The 25423-nt window shown below is 73.6% G+C and carries 20 protein-coding genes and 2 pseudogenes; 13 read left to right on the forward strand and 9 right to left on the reverse strand.

Features of this window, described 5'->3' with window-relative positions; translation table 11 throughout:
* Positions 1–927: pseudogene (locus ABH931_RS32330) on the forward strand (metal-dependent hydrolase); the annotation flags it as partial.
* A gap of 636 nt (positions 928–1563) precedes the next feature.
* Positions 1564–1917, forward strand: a complete 354-nt coding sequence (locus tag ABH931_RS32335) for a 2Fe-2S iron-sulfur cluster-binding protein (RefSeq protein WP_370121519.1) — start codon at positions 1564–1566, stop codon at positions 1915–1917.
* Positions 1918–1942: 25 nt separating this feature from the next.
* Here ABH931_RS32335 and ABH931_RS32340 read toward each other — a convergent pair whose 3' ends face one another.
* Both ABH931_RS32340 and ABH931_RS32345 read right to left on the reverse strand, forming a co-directional pair.
* The gene (locus tag ABH931_RS32340) at positions 1943–3088 is read right to left on the reverse strand and encodes a YbhN family protein (protein ID WP_370121312.1); all 1146 of its coding nucleotides are present in this window, start codon (positions 3086–3088) and stop codon (positions 1943–1945) included.
* Positions 3072–3650 carry an N-acetyltransferase family protein gene (locus ABH931_RS32345; protein WP_370121315.1) on the reverse strand — a complete coding sequence of 193 codons (579 nt, stop codon included), beginning with the start codon at positions 3648–3650 and terminating at the stop codon, positions 3072–3074. The genes ABH931_RS32340 and ABH931_RS32345 overlap by 17 nt, the downstream gene beginning before the upstream one ends.
* A 123-nt stretch (positions 3651–3773) precedes the next feature.
* Here ABH931_RS32345 and ABH931_RS32350 point away from each other — a divergent pair, with 123 nt between their 5' ends.
* The 6 genes and pseudogenes from ABH931_RS32350 (at position 3774) to ABH931_RS32375 (ending at position 12502) form a co-directional block, all read left to right on the forward strand.
* On the forward strand, positions 3774–5219 hold the full coding sequence (locus ABH931_RS32350) for a wax ester/triacylglycerol synthase domain-containing protein (protein ID WP_370121317.1): 1446 nt from the start codon (positions 3774–3776) through the stop codon (positions 5217–5219).
* Between the two features lie 33 nt (positions 5220–5252).
* On the forward strand, positions 5253–6053 hold the full coding sequence (locus ABH931_RS32355) for a TetR/AcrR family transcriptional regulator (protein ID WP_370121320.1): 801 nt from the start codon (positions 5253–5255) through the stop codon (positions 6051–6053).
* 123 nt (positions 6054–6176) lie between these two features.
* Positions 6177–7226, forward strand: coding sequence for a cation diffusion facilitator family transporter (locus tag ABH931_RS32360; protein WP_370121323.1), 1050 nt, complete (start codon positions 6177–6179; stop codon positions 7224–7226).
* A 199-nt stretch (positions 7227–7425) separates the two neighbouring features.
* Entirely contained in the window at positions 7426–8163 is a 738-nt protein-coding gene (locus tag ABH931_RS32365) for a hypothetical protein (protein WP_370121325.1), read from the forward strand.
* Positions 8164–8175: 12 nt separating this feature from the next.
* Positions 8176–8808, forward strand: coding sequence for a copper chaperone PCu(A)C (locus ABH931_RS32370; RefSeq protein WP_370121328.1), 633 nt, complete (start codon positions 8176–8178; stop codon positions 8806–8808).
* Between the two features lie 229 nt (positions 8809–9037).
* Positions 9038–12502, forward strand: a pseudogene (locus ABH931_RS32375) (BTAD domain-containing putative transcriptional regulator).
* A 22-nt stretch (positions 12503–12524) separates the two neighbouring features.
* Here the strand turns inward: ABH931_RS32375 and ABH931_RS32380 are convergent.
* Complete coding sequence (locus tag ABH931_RS32380) at positions 12525–14918, reverse strand: SpoIIE family protein phosphatase (protein WP_370121331.1); 2394 nt, start codon at positions 14916–14918, stop codon at positions 12525–12527.
* 240 nt (positions 14919–15158) lie between these two features.
* Between ABH931_RS32380 and ABH931_RS32385 the strand changes: the two genes are divergently transcribed.
* Both ABH931_RS32385 and ABH931_RS32390 read left to right on the forward strand, forming a co-directional pair.
* Entirely contained in the window at positions 15159–16169 is a 1011-nt protein-coding gene (locus ABH931_RS32385) for a rod shape-determining protein (RefSeq protein ID WP_370121334.1), read from the forward strand.
* 128 nt (positions 16170–16297) lie between these two features.
* Positions 16298–17206, forward strand: coding sequence for a DUF2690 domain-containing protein (locus ABH931_RS32390; RefSeq protein WP_370121336.1), 909 nt, complete (start codon positions 16298–16300; stop codon positions 17204–17206).
* Between the two features lie 219 nt (positions 17207–17425).
* Here ABH931_RS32390 and ABH931_RS32395 read toward each other — a convergent pair whose 3' ends face one another.
* From ABH931_RS32395 to ABH931_RS32420, 6 genes are all read right to left on the reverse strand, one after another.
* On the reverse strand, positions 17426–17887 hold the full coding sequence (locus ABH931_RS32395) for a MarR family winged helix-turn-helix transcriptional regulator (protein WP_370121339.1): 462 nt from the start codon (positions 17885–17887) through the stop codon (positions 17426–17428).
* Complete coding sequence (locus tag ABH931_RS32400) at positions 17884–18333, reverse strand: SRPBCC family protein (protein WP_370121342.1); 450 nt, start codon at positions 18331–18333, stop codon at positions 17884–17886. The genes ABH931_RS32395 and ABH931_RS32400 overlap by 4 nt, the downstream gene beginning before the upstream one ends.
* A gap of 17 nt (positions 18334–18350) precedes the next feature.
* Positions 18351–19295: an AraC family transcriptional regulator gene (locus ABH931_RS32405; protein ID WP_370121345.1), complete on the reverse strand. Its 945-nt coding sequence runs from the start codon at positions 19293–19295 to the stop codon at positions 18351–18353.
* A 200-nt stretch (positions 19296–19495) separates the two neighbouring features.
* Entirely contained in the window at positions 19496–20419 is a 924-nt protein-coding gene (locus tag ABH931_RS32410; RefSeq protein ID WP_370121347.1) for an NADP-dependent oxidoreductase, read from the reverse strand.
* 184 nt (positions 20420–20603) lie between these two features.
* Complete coding sequence (locus tag ABH931_RS32415; RefSeq protein ID WP_370121350.1) at positions 20604–21551, reverse strand: hypothetical protein; 948 nt, start codon at positions 21549–21551, stop codon at positions 20604–20606.
* Positions 21552–21705: 154 nt separating this feature from the next.
* Positions 21706–21888, reverse strand: coding sequence for a hypothetical protein (locus ABH931_RS32420; RefSeq protein WP_370121352.1), 183 nt, complete (start codon positions 21886–21888; stop codon positions 21706–21708).
* A gap of 169 nt (positions 21889–22057) precedes the next feature.
* Between ABH931_RS32420 and ABH931_RS32425 the strand changes: the two genes are divergently transcribed.
* From ABH931_RS32425 to ABH931_RS32435, 3 genes are read left to right on the forward strand one after another with little or no spacing between them, the layout of a single operon-like run.
* A complete protein-coding gene (locus ABH931_RS32425; RefSeq protein WP_370121522.1) occupies positions 22058–23188 on the forward strand; it encodes a sugar ABC transporter substrate-binding protein in 1131 nt (376 codons plus the stop codon).
* The gene (locus tag ABH931_RS32430; RefSeq protein WP_370121355.1) at positions 23185–24012 is read left to right on the forward strand and encodes an ATP-binding cassette domain-containing protein; all 828 of its coding nucleotides are present in this window, start codon (positions 23185–23187) and stop codon (positions 24010–24012) included. Before ABH931_RS32425 ends, ABH931_RS32430 begins: the two co-directional genes overlap by 4 nt.
* A gap of 38 nt (positions 24013–24050) precedes the next feature.
* Entirely contained in the window at positions 24051–25343 is a 1293-nt protein-coding gene (locus tag ABH931_RS32435) for a sugar ABC transporter permease (RefSeq protein ID WP_370121525.1), read from the forward strand.
* Positions 25344–25423: the final 80 nt, after the last annotated feature.

Consider the following 25423-nt stretch of genomic DNA (forward strand, 5'->3'; position numbering starts at 1 on the left):
GTGAACCACGAGGAGTTCCCCACCGTGCCCGCACTCGCCGTCAGCACCGAGCACGCGCCGCTGCAGGCGCGTCGCGTCAGCTTCGACTGGACCAGTACGCCGCTGCACTGGGTTCCGGACGACCCGTTCGCCACCCACATGATCAACGTCCTGCACCTGCTGCTGCCGGCCGGCGAGCGCTGGTTCGTCGACGTCTACAAGCAGGCCCTGCCGCTGGTGCGGGACGCGCGCCTGCGGGAGGACATGATCGGGTTCATCGGCCAGGAGGCGGTGCACTCGCAGGCGCACTCCACCGTCCTGGACCACATGGTCGCGCAGGGTCTCGACCCCTCCCCCTACACCGCGCAGATGGACTGGTTCTTCGAGCACCTGCTCGGGGACCACACCGCGCCGCCAGCCGCGACCGCGTGGTGGCTGAGGGAGCGGGTCGCGTTCATCGCGGCGATCGAGCACTTCACGGCCGTGCTGGGCAAGTGGGTGCTGGAGGCGCGGGGTTTCGAGCGCTACGGCGCCGACCCGGTCATGGTGGACCTGCTGCGCTGGCACGGCGCGGAGGAGGTCGAGCACCGCTCGGTCGCCTTCGACGTCTTCCAGCACGTCGACGGCCGCTACGGCCGCAGGATGCGGGCCATGACGACGGTCTTCCCGACCATGTTCTGGCTGTGGGTGCGGGGCGTGAAGTTCTTCATCGCCAACGACCCGGAGCTGACGCCCGCCCAGCGCAGGGCGCTGGAGCCGAAGATCAAGGACTGGGTGCGGGCGGCCAAGGCGGAGCTGGTGCCGTCACCGAAGGAGATCTTCACCGCCGTGCCGCGCTTCATGCGCAAGCGGTACCACCCCACCCAGGAGGGCTCGACGGCCAAGGCGCTGGCCTATCTGGCGGGTTCGCCGGCGGCACGGGCTGCGGCGGAGCAGGCGGAGGCGGCGACGCGTCCGTTGCAGCTGACCGTCGCGGAGCGGCGCGAGGCGGCCGAGGGCGTGGCGGAACTGGTGCTCTCGTCCGGGAGCGGTGCTCTGCTCCCGGAGTGGGAGCCGGGCGCGCACCTGGACCTCCTGCTGCCCTCCGGGCTGGTCCGGCAGTACTCCCTGTGCGGCGACCCGGCCGACCGCACCCGCTACCGGATCGGCGTGCGGCTGACGGAGGACTCGCGGGGCGGCTCCAAGGAGGTCCACGAGACGCTGACGGTGGGGACGTCCGTCGAGGCGCACCGGCCGCGCAACCGCTTCCCGCTCGCACCGGGCGCGGGGCCGCGGTTCTTCGTGGCGGGTGGGATCGGCATCACCCCCATCCTGCCGATGATCCGCGAGAGCGCTGCTCGCGGTTGTGACTGGCGCCTGCTCTACATCGGGCGCTCACAGACGAGCATGCCGTTCCTCGACGAGATCAGTGCTCTCGCGAACACCGGGTCCGCAGTATCCGGGGAGCCCTGCGAGCCCTGCGAGCCCGCGGAGTCCCGGGTCACCGTGGTCCAGACGGACATCGAGGGCCTGCCCGACCTCTCCTGGGCCCTGGAGGCCGCTCCGCACGGCGCGGTCGTCCACGTCTGCGGCCCCGAGCCGCTGATGGACGCCGTCGTCACCACCCTCGCCGAGCTCCGCCCCGGCGTCGAGACCCGCCTCGAACGCTTCCACCCGGCGGAGGGCGCCGCCCACGGCGACACCGTCGAGGTCGAACTGCGGCGCAGCGGCGTCTCGCTGACCGTTCCCGCGGACCGCAGCGTCCTCGGCGCCGTGCGCGAGCAGTTGCCGGACCTCCCCTACAGCTGCGAGCAGGGCTTCTGCGGCACCTGCAAGGTCCGCGTCCTGGGCGGCACGCCGGAGCACCGCGACGCGCTGCTGACGGTGGCGGAACGGGCGGACTCGATGCTGATCTGCGTCTCCCGCAGCCAGGACGGCAAGCTCGTGCTGGACCTGTGAGCGAGCCGGGCGCTGTGCGGGCCGCTCACAGCGCCTCGCGCCGCTGCAGGTGGAGGAAGGCGATCCACCCCGGGATCAGCGGGAGCCAGAAGGTGCACAGGCGGTAGACCAGGACCGCCGGCACCCAGGTCGCCGCCGCCACGCCGGTGGTGACGCGCAGCGAGTACGCCAGGGCGGCGTCGGAGGAGCCGATGCCGCCCGGCACCGGGATGGCCGAGCCGACCGCCGAGCCGACGAGCTGGGCGAAGGCGATCTCGGGGTAGGTCGCGGTCTGCCCGAACGCGCGCGAGCAGCAGTACAGGGCCGTCACCGCCATCATCGTGACGGCCAGCTGCCCCAGCACGCCGACGGTCAGCTTGCCCGGCTGCCGCAGCAGTTCGCGGAAGCGGGGGCCGGCCTCGCGCAGGCGGGCGGCGAGCCAGCGGCGCAGCCGGGGGACGCCCACGCAGACGCCGACGACGGCGGCGAGCGAGCCGGCGGTGATGAGCAGGGCCGCGCCGGTGGGCAGCGAGGCGGCGTAGTCGGCGCCGATCCAGGTCCCGAAGCCGACCAGCAGCAGGACGTGGAGCACGAAGCCGACGATCTGGCCGAGGGCCACGCTGGCCAGCGCCTGGGTCTGCGGGATGCCGGAGCGGGCGAGGAAGCGGGTGTTGACCGCGGCGCTGCCGAGCCCGCCCGGGGTGGCCAGGTTGACGAAGAAGCCCGACAGTTGCGCGAGCAGTGCTCTCGTCAGTGACACCCGCTCCGGAACGAAACCGATGAGCGCGTAGGTGGCGCCGAGCGAGCCGAGCGCGGAGGAGAGGAGCGCCGGCACGAGCCAAACGAGGTCGGCCCGCTCCAGCGCGGGCAGGGGGTCGGCGTTGTGCCGCAGGATCTGCAGCAGCAACACGTAGACGACGACGGCACACAGCACCAGCGTGACGACCCGGCGCATCCGCATCCGCTTGACGGGGCCACCGGCCGGCGCCGAGGCCGATCCCTGCCCGGGTTCCTGCCCGGGCTCCTGCTCCGCTTCCTGCTCGGGCTCCTGCCCCGGCTTCGGTTCCCGCTCCGGCCCCTGCCGCTCCTTCGGCGCCGGTTCCGCGAGCGCGGCCCCGTCCTCGGCCGTGCGCGCGGCGGGCCGGTCCTCGTCCGGCGCCTCCTCGGGGGCGAGATCAGGCCCGGAGGTCATGACGCAGCACGCTCCGCTTCCTCCCCGGCGGGGTGACGTCGACGAACCCCTCCCGCTCGAAGAGGCCACGCGGCCCCATGTGCGAGTAGGAGCCGTTCTCAGGGGCAGGATATGCCTCCACCGCGACGGCGCCCCGCAGCCGCGCGTACGCGAGCGCGCCCCGCAGCAGCGCGCCCGTCACGCCGCGCCCGCGCCACGCCCCGGGGACGTAGAAGCAGACCAGGGACCAGACCCCGTCCGTGTCGTCGACCCGGGCGAGGACCCGGGAGCGCTCCAGCGCCCGGTACCGCTCGCGCGGCGCGATCGAGCACCAGCCGACCGGCTCCTCGCCCGCGAACGCGAGCACCCCGACCGGCGCTCCCGCCGCCACCTCGTCGGCGAGGGCCCGCGCCCGCCCCGCCACGTCACTGGACCGGAACTCGCCGCTGCTCATCCGCCAGCGCTGGCAGGAGCACCAGCGGAACGTCCCGTGGTCGGCGGAGAAGCGCTCGAGCGCCTGCGCGCCGGCGTCGTCCGCCACCACCGGACGCACGGAGTACTCCGCCGGCTCCGCCCCTGACATGCCCTTTCCGTTCCCGGGCGGTCACCGGACAAACATCAAACTTCTCGGTACGAACACCTGCCCGCAACACGCACGCGCAAGACTCGGAGACGGCCGACGCGTGACGCTGCGGAGAGGACGCCCATGACGACGACCAGGCTCAGCCCGTTGGACCATGCCTTCTGGAGCCTGGAATCGCCCGACGCGCCCATGCACATCGGCGCCCTGGCCGTCTTCGGGCCCGGGCCCGCCGGAGCCGTCGACCCCTACGCGGTCGCGGCCCTGCTGGCGGAACGGGCCCAGCGGGTGCCGCGGCTGCGGCGCCGGGTGCGGGCGGCGCGCCTGCCGTGGGAGGCGCCCACCTGGGAGGAGCAGCCGGACTTCGACGCCACGGCGCACATCGTCCGTCACGAACTGCCGGCCGACAGCGCCGCGCACCCCGCGGACCCGGCCTTCGGCCGCTTCGTCGGCGAGCTGATGGCCCGGCCGGTCGCGCGGCACCGGCCGCCGTGGGAGATCCACCTGATCGGCGCGGGCCGGGGCGCCGGCCGGGGCACGGGCGGGGACCAGGACGCGGCCCTGGTCCTGCTGCTCAAGGTCCACCACGCCGTCGTCGACGGGCTGCGTGCGCTGGAGCTCGGCATCCGCCTGCTCGACGGCTTCGGTGACGCGCCGGCGGCCGGGGCGAGGCGGACGCGGGCCCCGGAGCGCTCCGGGGCCCGCGAGCCGCTGCCCGCGTCCGACGGCCCGACACCGCTCCGCCTGCTGCGCTCCCTGCGGGTCAGCCTGCCCGTCGAGGTCCGTCGCACCTGGCGCGCGACGGAGATCGCCGGCAGCGCGGTCCTGGCGGCCGCGGACGGAGTCGAGCGCGCACTGCTGCACCCCTCCCCGCTGCGCCCGTCACTGCTGCGCGCCGCCGCGCAGCGCCCGGCGCCGACCGCGTCGGGCGCGGGGCTGGCGCTGCCGACGGTCGCGCTGGACGACGCCCGCCTGATCCGCAAGGCGCACGGTGGCACCGTCAACGACGTCGTGCTGGCCGTCCTCGCGGGCGCCCTGCGCGGCGCGGGCGAGCGCACGGACGTGCGGGTGCTGGTGCCCGTCAGCGAACGCGGCCGCCGCGGCGGGCCGGGTTCGGGCGTCGCCGCCACGGGCAACCGGCTCTCGGGCTTCCTGGTGGACCTGCCGGTCTCCGAGCCCGACCCGGTCCTCCGCCTGCGCCGGGTGCGCGAGGCGATGGACGCCCACAAGGCCGCGGGCCCGCGACGCGGCGCCGGCGCGGTGGCCCTGCTGGCCGACCTCGTCCCGGCGGCGGCCCTGCCCGTCGCCGCGCCGCTGCTGCGCCCCTCGGCGGGGCTGCTCTTCGACTCCCTGGTCACCAACGTGCCGGTCCCGGACCTGTCCTTCACGCTCGCCGGCCTGCCCCTGACGGCCCTGCACCCGCTGGCCCCGCTGGCCCGGCACCAGGAGCTCGCCGTCGCCGTCAGCTCCTACCGCGGCCGCCTCCACCTCGGCCTGCGCGGCCGCTTCGCCACGGACGCGCTCTGCGCGGCGGTCGACGCCGCGGTCGCGGACCTCCTGGCCACGACCTGAGCCCCGTGCGGGTGACCCACTAGGCTGCCACCCATGACCGCTGCCACGGGGACGTCGGGGACATCGGGTGCCGCGGCGGCGAGGCCGCGCCGGCGGCTCAGCGTCGAGCAGCGGCGCGAGCAACTGATCGCCGTCGCGCTGGAGATGTTCGCCCGGCACGCGCCGGAGGAGGTGTCGATCGACGACATCGCCGCGGCGGCGGGGGCCTCTCGACCGCTGGTGTACCACTACTTCCCCGGCAAGCAGGCGCTGTACGAGGAGGCGATCCGGCGAGCCGGCGAGCAGCTTGCCGCGCTGTTCGAGGAGCCGCAGCACGGGCCGCTGTCCGAGCGGCTGTACCGCGTGATGGGCCGCTATCTGGACTTCGTCGACTCGCACGGCCCCGGCTTCGCCGCGCTGCTGCGCAACGCGTCCCCGGCCGCGAGCCAGGGGACGGGGGCGGTCGTGGACCAGGTGCGGCACGCCGCCGAGCGCTCGGTGCTGTCGCACCTGGATCTGGCCGACCCGAGCCCGCGCATGCGGCTCGCGGTGCGCACCTGGATCGGCAACGCCGAGATCACCGCGCTGGCCTGGCTCGCCGACCAGGAGCACGACCGCCGCCTAGACCGCGAGGAGCTGCGGGTCAAGCTGGTGCAGGAGTTCGTGATGCAGCTGCTGGTGCTGCAGATCCAGGAACCGGAGCTGCGTCCGCGGCTGCGGGGGTACCTGGCGCTGGAGCGGCCGGACGGCCCGGCGGGGCAGCTCTTGCAGCAGTTGCTGGCGCTGATGGCCGACGAGGAGCTCGCCGGGGAGGCACTGCGTCTGGCGTCCGGCGCCTCCGGTCATGACATATGAAGGATTGTTCATTCCTTCCGGTATAGTTTCCTCCCGGGAGCCGATGCAACGCGCCCCGCAGGCCGACGGCCGGGCCGTCGGCCCAACCCGTCGGCCCAACCGTCCACCAGCGAGGAGCGACCCGTGAGCCACGACCACGAGCCCGGCCACGCTCACGACGATCACCGCCACGACGCTCACGGCGACCACGGCGGCCACAGCCACGGTGGCGGGGGCGGCCACGCGGGCCACAGCCACGGCGTCTCCGCCGACGCCGACCGGCGCTACCTGATCGCCGCACTGTCGCTCATCGCGGCCTTCATGGTCGGCGAGGTCACCGTCGGCCTGCTGGCCCGCTCGCTCGCACTGATCTCCGACGCCGGCCACATGCTGACCGACGCCGCCTCGATCGTGCTGGCCCTGGTCGCCATGCGGCTGGCCGCGCGTCCGGCCAAGGGCTCACTGACCTACGGGCTCAAGCGGGCCGAGATCCTCTCCGCGCAGGCCAACGGGATCACCCTGCTCGCGCTGGCCGTCCTCTTCTTCTACGAGGCGATCCGGCGGCTGATCTCGCCGCCCGAGGTCGAGGGCGGCGTGGTGCTGGTCACCGCACTCGTCGGCATCGTCGTCAACGTGGTGGCGGCCTGGCTGATCTCCCGGGCCAACCGGTCCAGCCTCAATGTCGAGGGCGCCTACCAGCACATCCTCAACGACGCCTGGGCCTTCATCGCCACCGCCGTCGCCGGCCTGGTCGTCCTGCTGACCGGCTTCGACCGGGCGGACGCCCTCGCCACGCTGGTCGTGGCCGCGCTGATGCTGAAGGCCGGCTACGGGCTGGTGCGCGAGTCCGGGCGGATCTTCCTGGAGGCCGCCCCCGCCGGGCTGGATCCGGACACCGTCGGGGGGCGGCTGGCAGCCGTCACCGGCGTGGTCGAGATCCACGACCTGCACATCTGGACGATCACCTCGGGCTACCCGGCCCTCTCCGCGCACGTGCTGGTCCGCGAGGACCTCGACTGCCACGCCGTGCGGCTCACCCTGGAGCGCGAGCTGCGCGAGCGCTACGCGATCGACCACACCACCCTCCAGGTCGACCACGTCTCCCCCGAGACGCTGCAACTGGGTGACCGGCCCGCGGCGGAGGACGCCCACTGCCGCGACCCGCACGGCAGCGCGCACCGCGCCGCGCACTGAGCTCACGCACCGAATCAGGGGCCTCGCGCCGCGCGTTACCAAGCTGTGATCTTCTGATTTCCATTGCAATCCGGACAAACCTCGACCCCTGCTCTCCCCACCCAGGCCGGTCTTACGAAACGCTTAGCCGACCGCGCACTAACGTGACGCCCGCGGGGACGCGAGGCACTCCCGCCACCGAGCAGCAATCCGAGGACCGATGACCCAGAACAAGCCGTCGCAGGCCGATCGCCGCCGCATAGCCCAGGAGAAGATCGCCGCCCAGCGTGCGGCGGAGTCCCGGCGCCAGCGGACGATCACCATCTCCATGATCGTGGGGGGTGTCATCCTGCTGGGTGGTGTCGCCGCACTCGCCACCTGGGCCATCGGCGACCAGCACAAAGCGAACACGCAGGCCGCCGCGAGCGCGCAGGCCAACGACCCGTCGATCGACAAGAGCGCGAGCCTGCTCGCCTCGACCGCGCACCAGGCCGACGGCCAGGACATCGACGGCATCGTCAAGAGCAACTCGATGGAGCAGACCGTCTACCACATCCACACCCACCTGCAGGTGTACGTGGACGGCAAGCAGATGACCATCCCCTACGGCCTCGGCATCGTCCCGCCGTACCAGCTCACCCAGGCCCAGGACGGCACGCCGTTCGTCGGTGGTGGCAGCAAGTTCTACTTCCTGCACACGCACGACGAGAGCGGCATCATCCACGTCGAGTCGCCCACGGAGCAGCAGTACAACCTGGGCAACCTCTTCGACCTGTGGGGCCAGCCGCTCACCAGCAACGACGTCGCCGGGCACAAGGGCACGCTGACGATCTTCGTCGACGGCAAGCCCTACACCGGCGACCCGCGCGCGATCACCTTCAAGAACCTCGAGAAGGTCCAGATCGACGTCGGCACGGCCGTCCCGTTCAAGGACTTCACCTGGCCCCAGGGCTACTAGGCCGGCACGACGATGACGAGCGACGACGCAGTGGAGGAGCCGGACGCCGCCGACCTCGCGGCGCTGGAGGCCGAGGCCGCCGCGCTCGAGGCCCGGGCCGCCCTGCGCGGCGGGCTCCTCGGCGCACGGCGGGCCCTCCTGGTCCAGGGCCCGCTGGTCGCGCTGCTCGCCTGCCTGCTGCTGCTCGTCGGCCACGGGAGCCGCGGAGCCGCGTCCGCCGCGACCCCGAGCACGGCTCCCGCGAAGCTGGCACTGCTCTCCCCCTACCTGGACCCGCCGGGGCAGGCCTCCGGCCCGGTCGACGCCTACCTCACCCTCCGCAACGGCGGCGGCTCGGCGGACCGGCTGCTCGACGTGACCACGCCGTGGGCCACCACGGTCCGGCTGGTCTCCGGGTCCGGGCAGTCCCAGCCGTGGATCACCATCGCGGCCGGCTCCTCGCTCACCCTGCGGCCGGGCGGACTGCACCTGGAGCTCACCGGCCTGCGCCGCACGCCCAAGCTGCACGACGTGATCCAGCTCGACCTGACCTTCGCCCAGTCGGGCACGGTCCACGTCTTCGCCCCGGTGGGCCCGGCCGGCTCACTGACGGTCGAGGACGTCATGCACGCCATGGACCACATGGACCGGCTTCCGCCCCAGTAGCAGTCGGCAGCGGGCAGCCGCGGGCAGCCGCGCGACACGACCGAGGCCCCACGCTCCGCCGAGCGTGGGGCCTCGTGGTTTCCCCCGTCAGCCGGGCGGCTGCGGCGGCACTGCGGCTCCCCCTCGCGGGCCGCAGGACCGGCGTGGCCGCCCGGGCTGGTGTGATCATCCTGCCGGGGGCCCGCGTCATGACCGTAAGATCTGCGCAAGACGCGAGGTAGCGGGACGAATGGGGGACACGGTGCGCTTTGCCCTGCTCGGCCCGGTGGCCGTCGGCGCGGACGGCGAGGCCCCCGTGCCGCAGCCGGCCGGCATCCCGTCCAGCGCGCTGTCGGTGCTGCTGCTCCACGCCAACCAGGTCGTGCCGCGCGAGCGTCTCGCCGCGGCCGTGTGGGGCGAGGAGCAGCCCGCCGCGTCGGCCGCGGGGCTGCGCAACCACGTCTCGCGGCTGCGCCGCCAGCTCGGCGTGCCGATCGGGGAGCGGGTGCGGACGATCGCCCCCGGCTACCGGATCGACGTCCGGGACGGCGAGCTCGACGTCCCGCTGTTCCTCGACGGCTGCGCCCGGGGACGGCAGGCCCTCGCCGAGGGCGACCTCCGCACCGCCCGCGACCTGCTCGGCGACGCGCTCGCGCTGTGGCGCGGCGACCCGCTCTCCGAGCTGCCGTCCACCCCGGAGCTGACCGCCCGGGTGCACCACTGGTAGGAGAACCGGCTGCTGGCCGTCGAGGGCCGCATCGAGGCCGAGCTCGGTCTGGGCCGGCACCACGACGCGGTCGCGGAACTGCGCGCGCTCACCGCCGAGCAGCCGCTGCGCGAGGGACTGCACGGCCTGCTGATGCTCGCCCTGTACCGGGCCGGCCGGCAGGCCGAGGCGCTCGACGCCTACCACCGCGTGCGGGCGACGCTCGCGGACGAGCTGGGCGTGGACCCCTCCGCCGGACTCCAGCGGCTCCACTCCGGCATCCTGCGCGCCGACCCGGCGCTGGACCCGTCGGCGACGCCCGCCGCCGTCCCGGCGCCCCGCTCCGCGGCCACCCAGGACATGCCGGATGCGCGCCGCGCGCCCGTCCGCTCGGACGGCCGCGCGGACGCCGGTGCGGAGCCGGGGACGAACGGCGCCTCGGGCACCGGCCCGCACGGCCCCGCGAGCACCGCGAGCACTGGGAGCACCGCGAGCACCGGGACCGACACCGACACGCACCGTCGCGCGTACGCCCACGCAAGCGCCGGTGGGCACGGCCGCGCGGACGCCGGTACGGACCACGGCGCCCACCACCACGCGGACAGTGGGGAGTCCGCCGCCGAGGAGGGCAGCGCGTCCCGGGGTGCCGCCCCGGGGCCGCACGCCCCGGCGCCCGCCGCGCCGTCGGTCCCGGCCGCGCGCCTCGGGGGGCTGCCCGGCGGCACCCGGGCCTTCACCGGGCGCGCCGAGGAGCTCGCGTGGCTGCTGAATCTCGGCGGGCGCGCGGCCGAGGGGTCCGCGGCGGGGATGGCCCTGGTGGCCGCGATCGACGGGCTGGGCGGGGTCGGCAAGTCCGCGCTCGCCGTCCACGCGGCCCACGCGCTGCGGGCGCACTTCCCCGACGGCGCCCTCTTCGTCGACCTGCACGGCCACACCCCCGGGGTGGAGCCGCTGACGGCGGGTGACGCGCTGGACCGGCTGCTGCGCACCCTCGGCGTGCCCGCACAGCTGATCCCCCGTGAGACCGAGGCACGCGCGGCCTCCTTCCGCGACCGGCTGTCCGGCACCCGCACGCTCCTGGTGCTGGACAACGCGGCGAGCTCCGCCGAGATCCGCCCGCTGGTCCCGACCGAGCCAGGCTGTCTGGTGCTGGTGACCAGCCGACGCCGGCTGACCGGGCTGGACGACGCCCACCAGCGCACCGTCGAACCGCTGCCCGCCGAGGACGCCGCCGCGCTGCTGCGGACCGTCGCGGGACCCGGCCGGATCGAGGCGGAGTCCGCCCCGGAGAGCGGCGTGGAGAGCGGCGTGGAGGAACTCGTGCGGCTGTGCGGGTCCATGCCGCTGGCGCTGCGCATCGCCACGTCGCGGCTGCGCCGCCGCCGCTCACTGCGGGTCGAGGACGTGGTGGCCGAGCTGCGCGACGAGCGGCGGCGGCTGGCAGGGCTGTCGGACGACGACGACGGCCTGACCGTCGAGTCCGTCTTCGCGGCGTCCTTCGGCGCGCTGCCCGGTCCGGAGCGGCAGCTGTTCCGGCTGCTCGGGCTGGTGCCGGGGCCGGACTTCGACGCCGCGGCCGTGGCCTGGCTGCTGGGCTGCGACCGCCGGACGGCCGTCGACCGGCTGGAGGCGCTGCTCGACCACAACCTGCTGCTCGAACCGGCGGTCGGCCGCTACCGCTTCCACGACCTGGTCCGCCTCTTCGCCCGTTCCGCGACGGTCACCGCCGCGCTCCACGAGGAGGACACGGCCGCCCCGGCGCGCGGGCGCCTGCTCGACTACTACCTGCACGCGACCGACGCCGCGGACCGCCGCATCGCCCGGCGCAGCCTCCCCGATCCCCCGCCCGCAGCGGTCCCGGCGCCCTTCCCGGCGTCCGCGCCGGGCGACTTCGAGGCCGCGTTGAGCTGGCTGCGCGCGGAGTGGGAGAACCTGTGGGCGTGCGCGGGCGACACGGAGACGCTCGCCGGCCGACCGGACGGGCTCGCCACGCTGGCGGACTCGCTGGCCACCTTCATGCTGCGCGAGGGGCACTACCTGCACGCCTCCGACCTGCACACCAGGGCCCTCGCCGACGCACGCGCCCGGCACGACCGCGCCGCCGAGGGCGCCGCCCTCACGGCGCTGGGCCGGGTCCAGCTCGGCCAGGGCGAGTTCGCGACCGCCGTCGCGTTCCACGAACAGGCGCTGACGTGCCATCGGTCGCTCGGCGACCGGCTCGGCGAGGCCGACTCCCTGTACGAGCTGGGCCGCACGCGCCACATGGCCCACGAACGTCAGGCGGCCACCGCCCTCCAGCGGGAGGCGCTCGCGATCTACCGCGAGCTCGGCAGCCGGCGTGGCGAGGCCGGGGCGCTGTGGAGCCTCGGCCGGTTGCTTCGCATGGACGACGACGTGGACGGCGCCCAGGCGCTGACCGAGCGGGCGCTGGCGCTCTACCGCGAACTCGACGACCGGCTCGGGGAGACGAACACCCTGTGGGACCTCGGCCGCCTCGCCGAGATGCGCGGCGACTACGCCACGTCCGCGCGGCTGCTGGCACAGGCCCTGGACGCCTACCGGCGGCTCGGCAGCCGGGTCGGCGAGGCCAACTCGCTGCACTGGCTGGGCCGCGCGCTGCGGCGGATGGAACGCTGGGAGGAGGCCGCGGAGCGACTGGTGGCGTCCCTGGCGATCTACGCCGACCTCCGCGAGCCCAACGGCACCATCCTGGCCCGGCACGACCTCGGCCTGGTCCGCTGGTCCCAGGGCGACCTGCCGGAGGCCACCCGCCTGCTGACCGTCGTCGCCGACACCTACCTCGCCAGGGCCGAACCCGTGGGCGGCGCCCGCAGCCACCACGACCTCGCCCGCGTCCTGCAGGCCGCCCACCACTACGCGGGCTCCGCCCGCGCCCTGACCACGGCCCTCTCCCTCTACCGCGACCTCGCCAACCCCGACGGCATCGCCGCCGTCCTGGCCGACTCCCGCACCTTCGCGGCCGAGGCCGCCGCCGCCTTCCCGACCTGAACCTGACGGCCGGTCGGCGGCCTCAGCCGCCCGGGAGGGCCTGTTCGGCCCAGATGGTCTTGCCGTCGGCACTGTGGCGGGTGCCCCAGCGGGTGGCGCACTGGGCGACGAGCATGAGGCCGCGGCCGCCCTCCTCCATGGTGCGGGCGCGGCGGAGATGGGGGGCGGTGCTGCTGGAGTCGGAGACCTCGCAGGTGAGCGCGGAGTCGCGGATGAGGCGGAGGCGGATCGGGGGGCGGCCGTGGCGGATCGCGTTGGTGACCAGCTCGCTGACCACCAGCTCCGTCACGAAGACCAGCTCGTCCAGGCCCCAGTGGGTCAGCTGCCGGGCGGCCAGGCGGCGCGCGTCGGCGACGCAGGCGGGGTCGGCGTCGATCTCCCAGTCCGCGACCTGGTCCGCGCCCAGGGCGCGGGTGCGGGCGACGAGGAGCGCGACGTCGTCCTCGGGACGGTGCCGGGTGAGCGCGCCGAGGATGCGTTCGCCGACGGCCAGCAGGTCCCGGCCCGCCTCGGAGAGCGTCGCGGCCAGCAGCCCCAGGCTCTCGTCGACGTCGCGGTGGCGCGACTCGATGAGGCCGTCGGTGTAGAGGGCGAGCACGCTGCCCTCCGGCACGTCCACCTCGGCCGTCTCGAAGGCCAGGCCGCCCAGGCCGAGCGGCGGACCGGCCGGGACGTCGAGAAACTCCACCCGGCCGTCGGGGAACCGGACGGCCGGGACGGGGTGGCCCGCACGGGCCAGCGCGAGGCGCCGCGCGATCGGGTCGTAGACGGCGTAGAGGCAGGTCGCGCCGATGTCGCCGAAGACCAGGCCGTCGGTGACCGAGTTGCCCACAACGGTCCCGGGCGACTCGGTGGGCGGCGCGAACGGGTTCGACGGCCCGAGGGGCCCGCCGTAGGCGGCGTCCTCCGGCCCGTACGCGCCGGCCTCGGCGTTCAGGCTGATCACCAGGTCGTCGAGGTGGGAGAGCAGCTCGTCCGGCGGCAGGTCGACGTCGGCGAGGGTGCGGACGGCCGTGCGCAGGCGGGCCATGGTGACACTGGCGTGCAGGCCGTGGCCGGTGACGTCGCCGACGACGAGGGCGACGCGCGTGCCGGAGAGCGGGATCACGTCGTACCAGTCACCGCCGACGCCCGCCTGGCCGCTGGCCGGGAGGTAGCGCGCGGCCACCTCGACGGCGGCCTGCCGGGGCGGCCGCTGCTGGAGCAGGCTGTGCTGGAGGGTCAGCGCGGTGGTCCGCTCGCGGGTGTACCTGCGGGCGTTGTCCAGGCAGATCGCGGCGTGCGCGACCAGTTCCTCCGCGATGGACTGCTCCTCGGTGCTGAACGGGACGGCGGGGCCCAGCCGGACCAGGATCACGACGCCGAGCGTCGTCTCCCGGGCGGTGACCGGTACCGCGAGCAGCGAGACGAGCTCGTGGCGCCGGGCCCACGCGCCGCGCGCGGTGTCGGTGGCGAACCAGGAGTCCAGCACCGGATCCCCGGCGGCGTAGCGGCCCGACCTGCCGGTGGCCAGGCAGCGCGCCGGCGGCGAGTCGAGCGGGTAACTGCCCCGTTCGCCCGCCTCGACCACCCCGGGGGCGCCCGTGTCGGCCACGGGATCGCTGCCGGCACCGGCTGCCGGGGGCGCGAGGTCGGCGGCGTCGCGGACAAAGACACCAGGCCCCGCGACCGGGCCACCTGGATGGTCAGCCCGCTCCGCCAGGTCCGCCGGGTCAGGGGGGTCAGGGGGGGCCGGCGTACCCGGGTCCGCCGTGAGCCCGAGGGCCTGGGCCGCGCGGCGCAGCAGGACCGGTCCGGGGAGGGGGCCCGCCGCGGGCTCCTCGCCGCGGAAGACCCCGTCCAGCAGATCGACGCTGACGAAGTCCGCGAAGCCGGGGACGGTGACGTCGACGAGGTCCTGCGCGGTCCGGGTGACGTCCAGCGACGCCCCGATCCCGGCCGTGGCGGCGTTCAGCAGGCCGAGGCGCTGACGGGCGACGAACTGCTCGGTGAAGTCGACCGCCGTCAGTGAGACCGCCTGAAGGCTTCCGTCGGGCCCGTGGACCGGCGTGTAGCGGACCTCCCAGGCCTGCGGTGCCAGCTCGCCGCCGGACTGCACATAGGTCTCCAGGGTCTGCGGGATCCCGGTGGCGCCGACCTCCTGGATCAACCTGGTGGACTCCTCGAAGACGGAGGAGTCCACCAGGTTGATCGCCCCGTTGTGGCCCTGCTTCAGCTCGGTCGGCAGTCGGCCGCGCAACTGCGACTCGGTGAGCCCGGCGAGCTGCGCCATGGCGTCGTTCATCCGCAGCAGTCGCCCGTCCGGGGCGCAGAGCATCCACGGGACGGGCGACTGGGCGAAGGCACGCTCGGTGAGCGAGCCGGGATCGGGCGGCGGGCCGTCGCCTGGGGCTTGCTCGGGACGCGCTGCGGACATGATCCGATCATCACGCGCCGCGAGGCGGGACGCCACCGTTCGGTGGCGGTTCGGCGCCGTTCCGCGTCCCGATCACCCGGGCGACGGCGCGTCGGCCGGTCCACCTCCCTCGTTCAGCGGCCCCGGGGTGCGGAGACGGCGGCGACGCGGCTCGATGGAGGTGAACAGAGAATCTGACGGCCGTTCAGACGTCCCGCCGTTCGGCCGAGCGTGGGGAGAGGGGTCCTTGTGAGCAATGCCGTGAGCCGAGCCGTGGCGGACCGACTGGTCGCGCTGGACCTCGGCACCGCCCGGGTCCGCGTCTGGCGACCGCGCCAGGGGGTGGTCTTCGACGAGCCGTCAGTGGTGGCCTACGACCTGAACCGCGGGGTCGCCTTCGCCTTCGGCGAGCAGGCACAGCGAATGACCGGCCGGACCCCGCCCGGCATGAACACCGTCAGCCCGATCCAGGCGGGAGCGGTCACCGACTTCGAGGCCGCGCGGGTCCTGGCCCGCCACGCGATCGACAGCTCCCGCCCCGGCCGGTTCGCACTGCGTCCGACGGTGGCCACGGCGGTGCCGGTCGAGAGTCACGGCATCCACCTGAAGGCGCTGGAGCAGGCTGTGCTCCAGGCGGGCGCGGCCCGCACGGTGACGGCGCCGGCGCCGCTGGCGGCGGCGGTGGGCGCGGGCATGGAGATCGCCCAGGAGAGCGGCAGCATGGTGGTCGACCTCGGGGCGGGCACGACCGATCTGGCCGTCTTCGCCTTCGGACGCATCGTCAGCGCCAGCTCGCTGCCGGTCGCGGGCCTGGCACTGGACCGGGCGCTGTCGACCTGGGCGCGCCGTCACCGCCGGATCGACCTCGGCCCCGCCGCCACCGAGCAGCTGCGGATCGCCGCGGGCCACCCGGAGGCGGAGTCCGTGGAGGTCAAGGGCCGGCGTACCGAGTACGGGACCCCGGTGCTGGCGCGGTTCACCACCGCCGAGGTGCACGACGCGGTCGCGCCGGTGGTCGACGCGATGCTCCAGGGCATGGGTGCGTTGCTGGCCCGCTGCCCCACCGAGCTGAGCGCGGACATCACCCGTCACGGCGTGGTGCTGACCGGTGGCGGGGCCCGTGATCCGTGGATGTGCCGTCAGTTGGAGCACCGGCTGGGCCTGCCGGTCCGGGCGGCGGAGTCGCCGGAGAACTGCACGGCTCGGGGTCTGGGCCTGCTGGCGGCCTCGGTGCGCGGCAGCACGCACGTGGACGAGATGGCACAGGCCTGAGGCGGGGTGTCAGGCCCGTCGAAATGTGACGATCATGTGATCCGCCTGTGGGAGACTGTTGCGTCCCCTTCAAGCGGAAGTGAGTGGATACGACTGTGGGCGCGAACTGGCGGCCGATACCTGACGATGTGCGCGGCCGAGCCCGGCGCCTGACCGAGGAGCTGCGGGCCATCAAGGACCGCAGCGGGCTGTCGCTCACTCAGATCGGCGCCCGCACGCACTACAGCAAGGCCTCGTGGGAACGCTGGTTCAACGGCAAGCGTCTGATCACCGAGCAGGCTCTGGAGAGCCTGGCGGTCACCGTCGACGAGAGTGCGCGTCTGCTCAAGCCGCTGCTCGAGCAGGCCCTGCGGGAGGAGGCGGAGCCCCCGGGCTCCGACCGGCCCGCCGCGGAGAGCGCCGCGGCCGACGGCGTGACCGCAACCGCGATGCCGGCGGACGAGGCGGAGCCAGCCGCACCGTCGCACGCCGACGCGACCGGCACCGAGCCGGGCGAGACGGCGACGGCACCGACCGCACCCACCCGTGTCGGCGGCTGGCGGCGCCACCTGCGCACCGCCGCCATCGCGGTCTGCTCGGCGATGGTCGGCGGGGCCGTCGGCGCTTACGTGGCCGCGCCGAGCGCAGACCCCACGACGCAGGCCATGGGCTCTCACTCGGCGAAGCCGTCCGTCGCCGTCTCGCCGCCGCCCTGCGCGGGCGTCGGTTGCGACGGCAAGGACCCGCAGTCGACGGGGTGCGTGAAGGACGAGAAGATCCTCAGCACCGACCACGTCGGCACGATCATCATCTACCTCCACTACAGCCCCCGGTGCCACGCCGCCTGGGGCGGTCTGACCAACGCGCACCCGGGCGACTCCGCCACGATCTTCACGACCACGGGCGACCAGCAGGTCGCGCTGGTGCACTGGGGCTACGACAACTACTCGATGATGGTGGACGCCAGCGACCCCACCATCGGCCTCAAGGTCTGCGGTCAGCCCGCCAAGAAGACGGACGAAGGCGCCTGCACGCTGGAGTACAGCCCGCCCGCCTGACCGGTGCGCGACGAACGGTGCGCGGTGGAGCGTGAACGCCCGGGCAGTACCCCCGTGCTGCCCGGACGTCTCGCGTCGTCGACAACTCTGCACGACCGGCGGGGCGACTCTCGCCGCCCAAGGCCCGATGAGACGTCACCCGACCGTCTCACCGCTCTGACCTGCGGTTTGAGACGCGAAGCGGGGAAACCCGGGGACGCCCGACCCCTTGGGTCCCGCTCAGCGGCGGGCCAGGGCGCGCAGCGCGCGGGTGAAGTCGGGCAGCGCGGCCTCGCCCTGGCCCTCCAGCAGGCCGAAGAACTCGGCGTCGCACGCCTCCACGACGGCGACCGCCCGGTTGGCGAGGGCACGCCCCTCCTCGGTGACCTCCAACGCACGCGCGCGCTTGTCGTGCGGGTGGGCTCGGCGCTCGACCAGACCCTGGCCCTCCAGGGCGCGCAGCACCTGGGAGGTCATCATCGGATCGGTCGCGGCCTGGTCCGCCAGGGCCTTCTGGGTGACCGGCCCCTCCGCCCCGAGGTAGGTGAGGGCGGCGAGCAGGACGAACTGCACGTGCGTCAGGCCGTAGGGCTTCAGCGCCGCCCGCTGGGCCGCCTGCCATCGGTTGGTCACCTGCCACAGCAGCAGACCGGGACTCTCCTCGGCGGAGTCGAACCGGGTGTCCAGCCCCTCGCCGCTCACGCGGCCCTCGCCCCGGTCGCGCGCGCGACGTCGTCCTCCGCGGTGCCGACGAGCGCGCCGAGGTCCCGGTCCAGGGACGCGGCGATGCCCTTGCCGAGGATCGCGTTCCACAGCCGGGCCAGCGGTCCGGCCAGGGTGACGGTGACGCTCACGTCGCTGCCGCCGTCCGCCGTCGGCGTGACGGTGTGGTGGAAGGTCAGCCGCGCGCCGAGCAGCAGCGAGACGTCGGTGAAGACGGAGTCGGTCAGCTCGGTGACGACGAACCTGGTCTTCGGCCCGCCCTTGGGCTTCAGCACCCCGGTGGCGCCGGCCGCGAACGGCCCGTCCAGGCGCACCCACTCGGTGTCGGCGTTCCACTCCGGCCAGGTGGCCATGTCGCCCCAGCGGGCGAAGAAGGCGGCGGGAGCGGCGGTGGAGCTCTTCGAGGCACTTCCCAGGGTCGTCATGCTTTTAGTATGCGCGCTTAGTTGTTTGCGGTCAAGAGCTCCCGCCGGTAGACGCCCGGCGCCCGGCCGAACTCGCGCTTGAACGCCTTGCCGAAGGCGAACTCGCTGCCGTAGCCGGTCCGCGCGGCCACGGCGCTCAGCGGCAGGTCGCCCTCCCGCAGCAGCGCGGCCGCGCGGGTCATCCGCCACCGGGTCAGGTAGGCGAGCGGCGGCTCCCCCACCATCGTGGTGAAGCGCCGCGCGAACGCGGCCCGGGACAGCCCCGCGACCTCGGCGAGCGACTGCACCGTCCAGCCCTCGGCCGGCTCCGCGTGCATCGCGGCCAGGACCGGCGCCACGCCCGGATCGGACAGCGCCGCGATCCACCCGCGCGCCTCGGCCGGCGACTGCTCGTCCAGCCAGGCGCGCAGGATGTAGAGGAGCAGCGAGTCGATCAGCGCGGGCACGATCCCGTCCGAGCCCATGCGCGGGCGCTCCAGCTCGGCGGAGAGCAGTTGCACCGCCGCGCAGAGCTCCGGGTGGCGCCCCGGGCGTGCGGGCAGGTGGATCACCGCGGGGAAGTGCGCGAGCATCGGGTGCGGCCGCGCCTGGTCCAGGTGGTAGTTCCCGCACAGCAGGCTCGCCTCCACCCCGTCCCCGCCGATCCGCAGGCGCCCGATCGGCTTCACCTCCTCGACCCGCGTGGAACCCGCAACGAGGGGCGGCGTCGCGGGATCGTCCGCGAGCACGTGCGCCCGACCGTCCCGCAGGAAGATCACGTCGCCCGGCCCGAGGGCGATCGGCGGGTACGCCTCCTCGCTGTCGTCGGCGGGCAGCAGCCAGCAGGTGCCGTGCAGCACGACATGGAACCCGGCACCGGCCACCGGCGGCAGCCGCAACCCCCACGGCGCGCGCCCGTCCGTCCGGACGGAGGCGGGCCGCGCGGTCCGCATGGAGGCGAGCGCCTCGGTCAGCACGTCCATGACTACCTTTCGTTGCACTGTCGAGGGGCGCGGGGCGGTGCTGATGTGCAGCTCCTCCCCCAGCCTTCGGCCGGGAGGTGCCGAGGTGCCCCCTGCGTGGGCGCGGGCAACCACCCGGTGCGGACGGCCCTGCACCTTCGGCGCGCCACGGAGAAGGATGGCTTGTCGCGCGGTTCCCCGCGCCCCTGGGGGTTGAACCCTCAGACCGTCAGGACGATCTTGCCCTGGACGCGGCCTGTGGCCACCGCCTCGTGCGCCTTCGCCGCGTCCTCCAGGGCGAACGTCTGCTGCACGAAGGGCCGCACCCGGCCCGCGTCCACCAGGGCGGCGATCGCCTCCAGCGCGGCGTAGTCCGGCTCGACCGAGACGCCCTTGAACCGGAAGCCCCCCGCGCGCACCCGCTCCGCGAGCTCGCCGTCGCCGTGCTCCAGGATGCTGACCAGCGTCCCGCCGGGGCGCAGGGACGCGAGCGAGCGCTCGCCCTGCGCGGTGGAGTCGAAGACCACGTCGACGTCGCGCACCGCCTCGGTGAAGTCGACCGTGCGGTAGTCGACGACCTCGTCCGCGCCCAGCGACGTCAGGAACTCGCTCCGCTCCGCGCTGCCCAGGGCGATGACATGCGCGCCGTGGGCCTTGGCGAGCTGGACTGCGAGGTGGCCGACGCCGCCCGCCGCGCGGTGGATCAGGACGCGGTCGCCGGCCGCCAGGCCCGCGCGGTCGACCAGGCCCTGCCAGGCCGTCAGGGCGGCCAGCGGCAGCGCGGCGGCGTGGACGTGGTCGACCGAGGCGGGCTTGGGCGCGAAGTGCCGCGAGGGCCCGGCGACGTACTCGGCGTAGCCGGTCGCCGCCCGCGGGAAGAACGGCATGCCGTAGACCTCCTCGCCGACGGCGTACCGCGCGCCGGGTCCGGCGGCGACGACCTCGCCGGAGACGTCCCAGCCGACGCCGAACGGCGGCTCGCCGAGCAGCGGGAAGGCGCCGGAGCGGACCGCGAGGTCGACGGGGTTGACCGCGCTCGCGTGGACCTTGACCAGGATCTCCCCGGAACGCGGGGTCGGCCGCTCGGTCTCGACGACCTGGAGCACCTCGGGGCCGCCGAAGGACTGCTGGATCACTGCACGCATGATGGTTCTCTCCCCACGACTCTGTTCGCGCCGGAGTGCTTGGTTCCCGGCGACGAGATCCACGTTAGGGAGCAGTGGCGAGACGCTGAATGGTCCAGAGTCTCGGCTGCATGTCCGAACGTCCACCGTGACGAGGAAGCGGTGGACGGCCGAAGCCGTCCACCGCGTGGTCACCCGGAGGGACTCAGCCCTTGGTCACGCAGGCGTTCGCCGCGTTGGACCACAGACCCTGCAGGTCGAAGGAGCCGGTGCTGAGCGGCACGAAGGCGTCCATGTTCTCGCACTCGTCGCCGATCTCGCCGTTGCGGCCGTTCCAGCCGACACTGGGCCAGAAGTCGGTGACGGTCTCGGCGTACTCGTGCGTCTCGGTGGACTCGATGCCGGAGAGCAGGCGGCCGTCGGTGAGGGTGGTGCAGGCGTCCACACCCAGGTCGGGCACGTAGGGCAGGTTGGTGTAGGCCAGGGTGCCGTAGCTGCTGGACGTCTTGTCGTGCCAGGCGCAGAAGTTGGAGTTCGGGAAGTTGTCCGGGTGGGTGCCGGTCGCCGAGACCACGACGTACTGCGCGTTCAGGTTGGGCGCCTGCGTGGTGTTGCCGAAGTGGGCGGCGGCCTTGGCGGCCTCGCCGCCGATCTGCGCGGCGGTCGCACTGGACGGCGCGGCGCTCGCGTTGTCGAACCAGACACCGGCGAGCGGGCTGGTCGCGGGGTGGGTGATGTGCGTGCCCTTGGTGCCGCAGCTGGTCGTGCCGCTGGCGACGCCCTCGCAGTACTGGGTGAGGATCGTGCCCCAGGTGTCGGCACTGCCGTAGAGGCCCTTGAACATGTTCTGCAGGTCGGGCGCGACACCGGCCGGGTCGCTGGCCCACTGGGAGCCCCAGAACACCAGGTAGACCTGGGGCGTGGGCGAGACAACGCCCTGGGTTCCGCTGGAGCGCACGCTCAGCGTGTTCCCCCTGCTCGCGGTCGTCGCGACGTGGACGGCCCCCCGGGTGATCGGCTTGACGCCGTGGTGCGCGGCGGTCGGCGCGGCGGGCGCGGCGTTCGCTCCCCCGGCGAATCCGGCCGCGCCGAGCGCGGCCAGGGAGACGGCGACAAGGCCGCGGGCGAGGTTTCCGGGCATGCGTATGCGCACAGTGATCCCCTCGGGGGTCGTTCACCTGGAGTTCGGCCACGACGTGGCCACAGGGGAAACTAACGGCCCGACACCTGTCATGTCTACGGCACGATCGCCCTCCGGCCGTAAATATTGCGGTACATGACGCTCCGTGAACGAAAAGCTGCGGCTGTCACGCCATTCCACGGGCGATCGCACGGCGCGCCTTCTCCTCCTGACGCTCCGTCCGCCGCGCCCGCACCTCCGCCCACGCCCGCTCGCGGTCCATCGGCGGCGGCAGCAACCGGGACTCGTACCGCCCGTACCCGCCGCCACCACGGACGACGACGAAGGGTGCCCAGTCAGCCCTGCGCACAGGAGCGTGGGCGGCGCCGCCCGACGGCCGTCGCCGTTCCGGGTGGGGACCGCGCTGCTCCGTTCGGTCGAACCCTGGGTCACGTTCACGTGCGCCTGCGCGCCTCCCGTGCGCGGCGGGACTTCAATCGGAAGGCTCCAGCAGTCCGTTCCAGGAAGGCCGTCACGTGATCAAGCACCCCCTCAAGCGCGTCGCCACCGCCACCGCCGTCGTCTCGCTGGTTCTGGCCGCGGCGGCGTGCGGGAAGGCAGGGAGCTCTTCCTCCTCTTCCTCCTCCCCCGCAGCCTCGGGAGCCGGAGGCACGGCGGCGGCGGGCAGCGCGACCGGAAGCATCGGCCTGCTGCTGCCGGAGAACACCACCACCCGCTACGAGCAGTTCGACAAGCCGTACTTCGAGGCCAAGGTCAAGGAGCTCGCGCCGAACGTCGAGGTCAAGTACGCCAACGCCGGTGGCAGCCCGCAGACGCAGGCTCAGCAGGCCACCACGATGATCAACTCCGGGGTCAAGGTCCTCGTCGTCGACGCGCAGGACTCCGCGCAGATCAAGTCCTCCGTCGAGGCCGCCAAGGCCAAGGGCATCAAGGTCGTGGCCTACGACCGCTTGGCCCAGGGGCCGGTCGACGCCTACGTGTCGTTCGACAACGTCAAGGTCGGCCACCTCCAGGGCACCGGCCTGCTGTCCGTCCTGGGTTCCAAGGCCACGCCGTCCGCGAAGATCGTCGAGATCGACGGCGACTCGGCCGACCCGAACGCCGCCGACTTCAAGAGCGGCTTCCAGAGTGCGGTCAAGGGCCACGTCGACATCGCCTACGACGCCTCTGGCCTCTGGAAGCCGGACGTCGCCGCCCAGAAGGCGACGGCCGCGATCAACCAGCTCGGGGCGTCGAACATCTCGGGCTTCTACTCCGCCAACGACGGCATGGCCGCCGGTATCGCCACCTCGATGAAGAACGCGGGCCTGAGCAAGCTGCCGCTGACCGGCCAGGACGCACAGCTCGACGCGATCCAGCGGATCGTGGCCGGCACCCAGTCGTTCACGATCTACAAGGCCTACAAGCCCGAGGCCGACGCCGCAGCCGAGATCGCGGTGAACCTGCTCACCGGGGCGCCGATCACCTCGATCGCGACCGCGACCAAGGTGAACGGCTCCGGCAACACCGTCTCGTCCGACCTGCTGACCCCGGTCCTGGTCAACGTGAGCAACATCAAGTCCACGGTCGTGGCCGACGGCCTCTACACCGTCGCCCAGATCTGCACCCCGGACTTCGCCGCCGCGTGCAAGACCGCCGGACTCTCGTGAGCAGCCCTCTCGGCAGTACTTCCGTCGCCGCCGGCGACGGCGAGCCGGTCCTGGCCCTGCGCGGCGTCTCCAAGCGCTTCGGCGCCGTGCAGGCCCTGACCGACGTCGAGTTGGAGGTGCATCCGGGCGAGGTGGTGGCGCTCGTCGGCGACAACGGCGCCGGCAAGTCAACCGTGGTCAAGGCCATCGCCGGGGTGCACCCCATCGACGAGGGCGAGATCGAGTGGGAGGGGCGGCCGGTCAGCATCCACCGGCCGCAGGACTCCCAGCACCTGGGCGTCGCCACCGTCTACCAGGACCTGGCGCTCGCGGACAACCTCGACGTGGTCGCCAACCTCTTCCTCGGCCGCGAGCTGACGAAGCACGGGACGCTCGACGAGGTCGCGATGGAGAAGCAGGCCCAGGAGCTGCTGCACACCCTGTCCATCCGGATCCCGAGCGTGCGGATCCCGGTGGCCAGCCTCTCCGGTGGGCAGCGCCAGGTCGTCGCCATCGCCCGCTCGCTGATCGGCGAGCCGAAGGTCGTCATCCTGGACGAGCCGACGGCCGCCCTCGGCGTGGAGCAGACCGCGCAGGTGCTCGACCTGGTCGAGCGCCTGCGCGAGCGGGGCCTCGCCGTGATCCTCATCAGCCACAACATGGTGGACGTCAGGGCGGTGGCGGACACGGTCGCGGTGCTGCGGCTCGGCCGGAACAACGGCACCTTCCCGGTCCAGCAGACCACGCAGGAAACCATCATCGCCGCGATCACCGGCGCCACCGACAACGCGGTGACCCGGCGCGCGGCGCGCGGCACCCAGCTGCGTCAGGAAGGAGAGGCGTGAGCACTCCCCCCACTCCCCCCTCCGACCCCTCCGATCCGATGGGCGGCTTCAACCCGCTGGAGCCACCGCCCGGGATCGACCCGACGCCGGGGGCGGCCCTCGCCCCGCCGGTGGACCCGCGGCTGCTGGTCCGGCAGGAGGGCTTCCGCGGGTACATCGACGAGTTCAAGCGCAAGGTCCGCGGTGGCGAGCTCGGCTCGCTGCCCGTGATCATCGGCCTGATCGTCATCTGGCTGATCTTCAGCCTGGAGAACAGCCAGTACTTCACGGCCGCCAACGCCGAGTTCATCGCCTACTACATGGTGGGCCTGGGCATGCTCGCCACCGGTCTGGTCTTCGTGCTGCTGCTGGGCGAGATCGACCTCTCGGTCGGCTCGGTCAGCGGCCTGGCGGCGGCGATCTACGCCGTGCTGTCGGTGACGCACCACTGGAACGCCTGGCTGGCGGTCATCATCACGCTGCTGACAGGCGCCGCGATCGGGGCGCTCCAGGGCTGGATCTTCGCCAAGATCGGGGTGCCCGCGTTCGTGGTCACCCTGGCCGGCTTCCTGGCCTGGCAGGGCTTCATGCTCTGGCTGCTGGGCTCGACCGGCACGATCAACCTCGAACCGAAGGCCCTGAACGCGCTGTTCTCCGGGAACTCGTTCTTCCTGGGCGGCCGGATCATCGGCGCCTACCTCCTGGCGGTCATCGCCGTGGTGGCTTTCGCCGCGGGGCTGTTCACCCAGCAGCGCCGGCGCAAGGCGGCGGGGGTGCCGTACCGGACGAACGGCGAGCTGATCGCGCGCGTGGTGGTGCTGGGCGTCGGCGCGTTCCTGGTCGCCTTCGTGCTCAACAAGGCGACGGGCGTCCCGAACAACCTGGTCATCTTCCTGGCGCTGCTGGTGTTCTGCGACTTCGTGCTCCGGCGCACCACCTACGGCCGCAAGGTGTTCGCGGTCGGCGGCAACATCGAGGCGAGCCGCCGCGCGGGTATCAGCGTCCCGATGGTGCGGATCTCGGTCTACGCGATCTCCGGCACCTTCGCGGCGCTGGGCGGCATGGCGATCGCGGCCACGACCAACGCGGCCGGACAGTCCGGTGCCGACCCGAACAACCTGATGATGGCCATCGCCGCGGCCGTCATCGGCGGCACCTCGCTCTTCGGTGGGCGCGGCCGGGTCTGGTCGGCGCTGCTCGGCATCATGGTCATCGAGTCGATCAACGCCGGACTGTTCATGCTGGGCCTGACGCTGGACATCCAGTACATGATCACCGGTGGTGTCCTGCTCGCGGCGGTCGTCGTCGACTCGCTGTCGCGTCGCACGCAGAAGTCCTCCGGGCGCGCCTGACGCCGCTTCGGGCATGGCCGGCCGGGTTCTTTGTCTGTGGGAGGCCTTCGCGGGTCTCACATGATTCCCACAAAGAACCC

This window comes from Streptacidiphilus sp. MAP12-33, from assembly GCF_041261265.1.
GTDB lineage: Bacteria > Actinomycetota > Actinomycetes > Streptomycetales > Streptomycetaceae > Streptacidiphilus.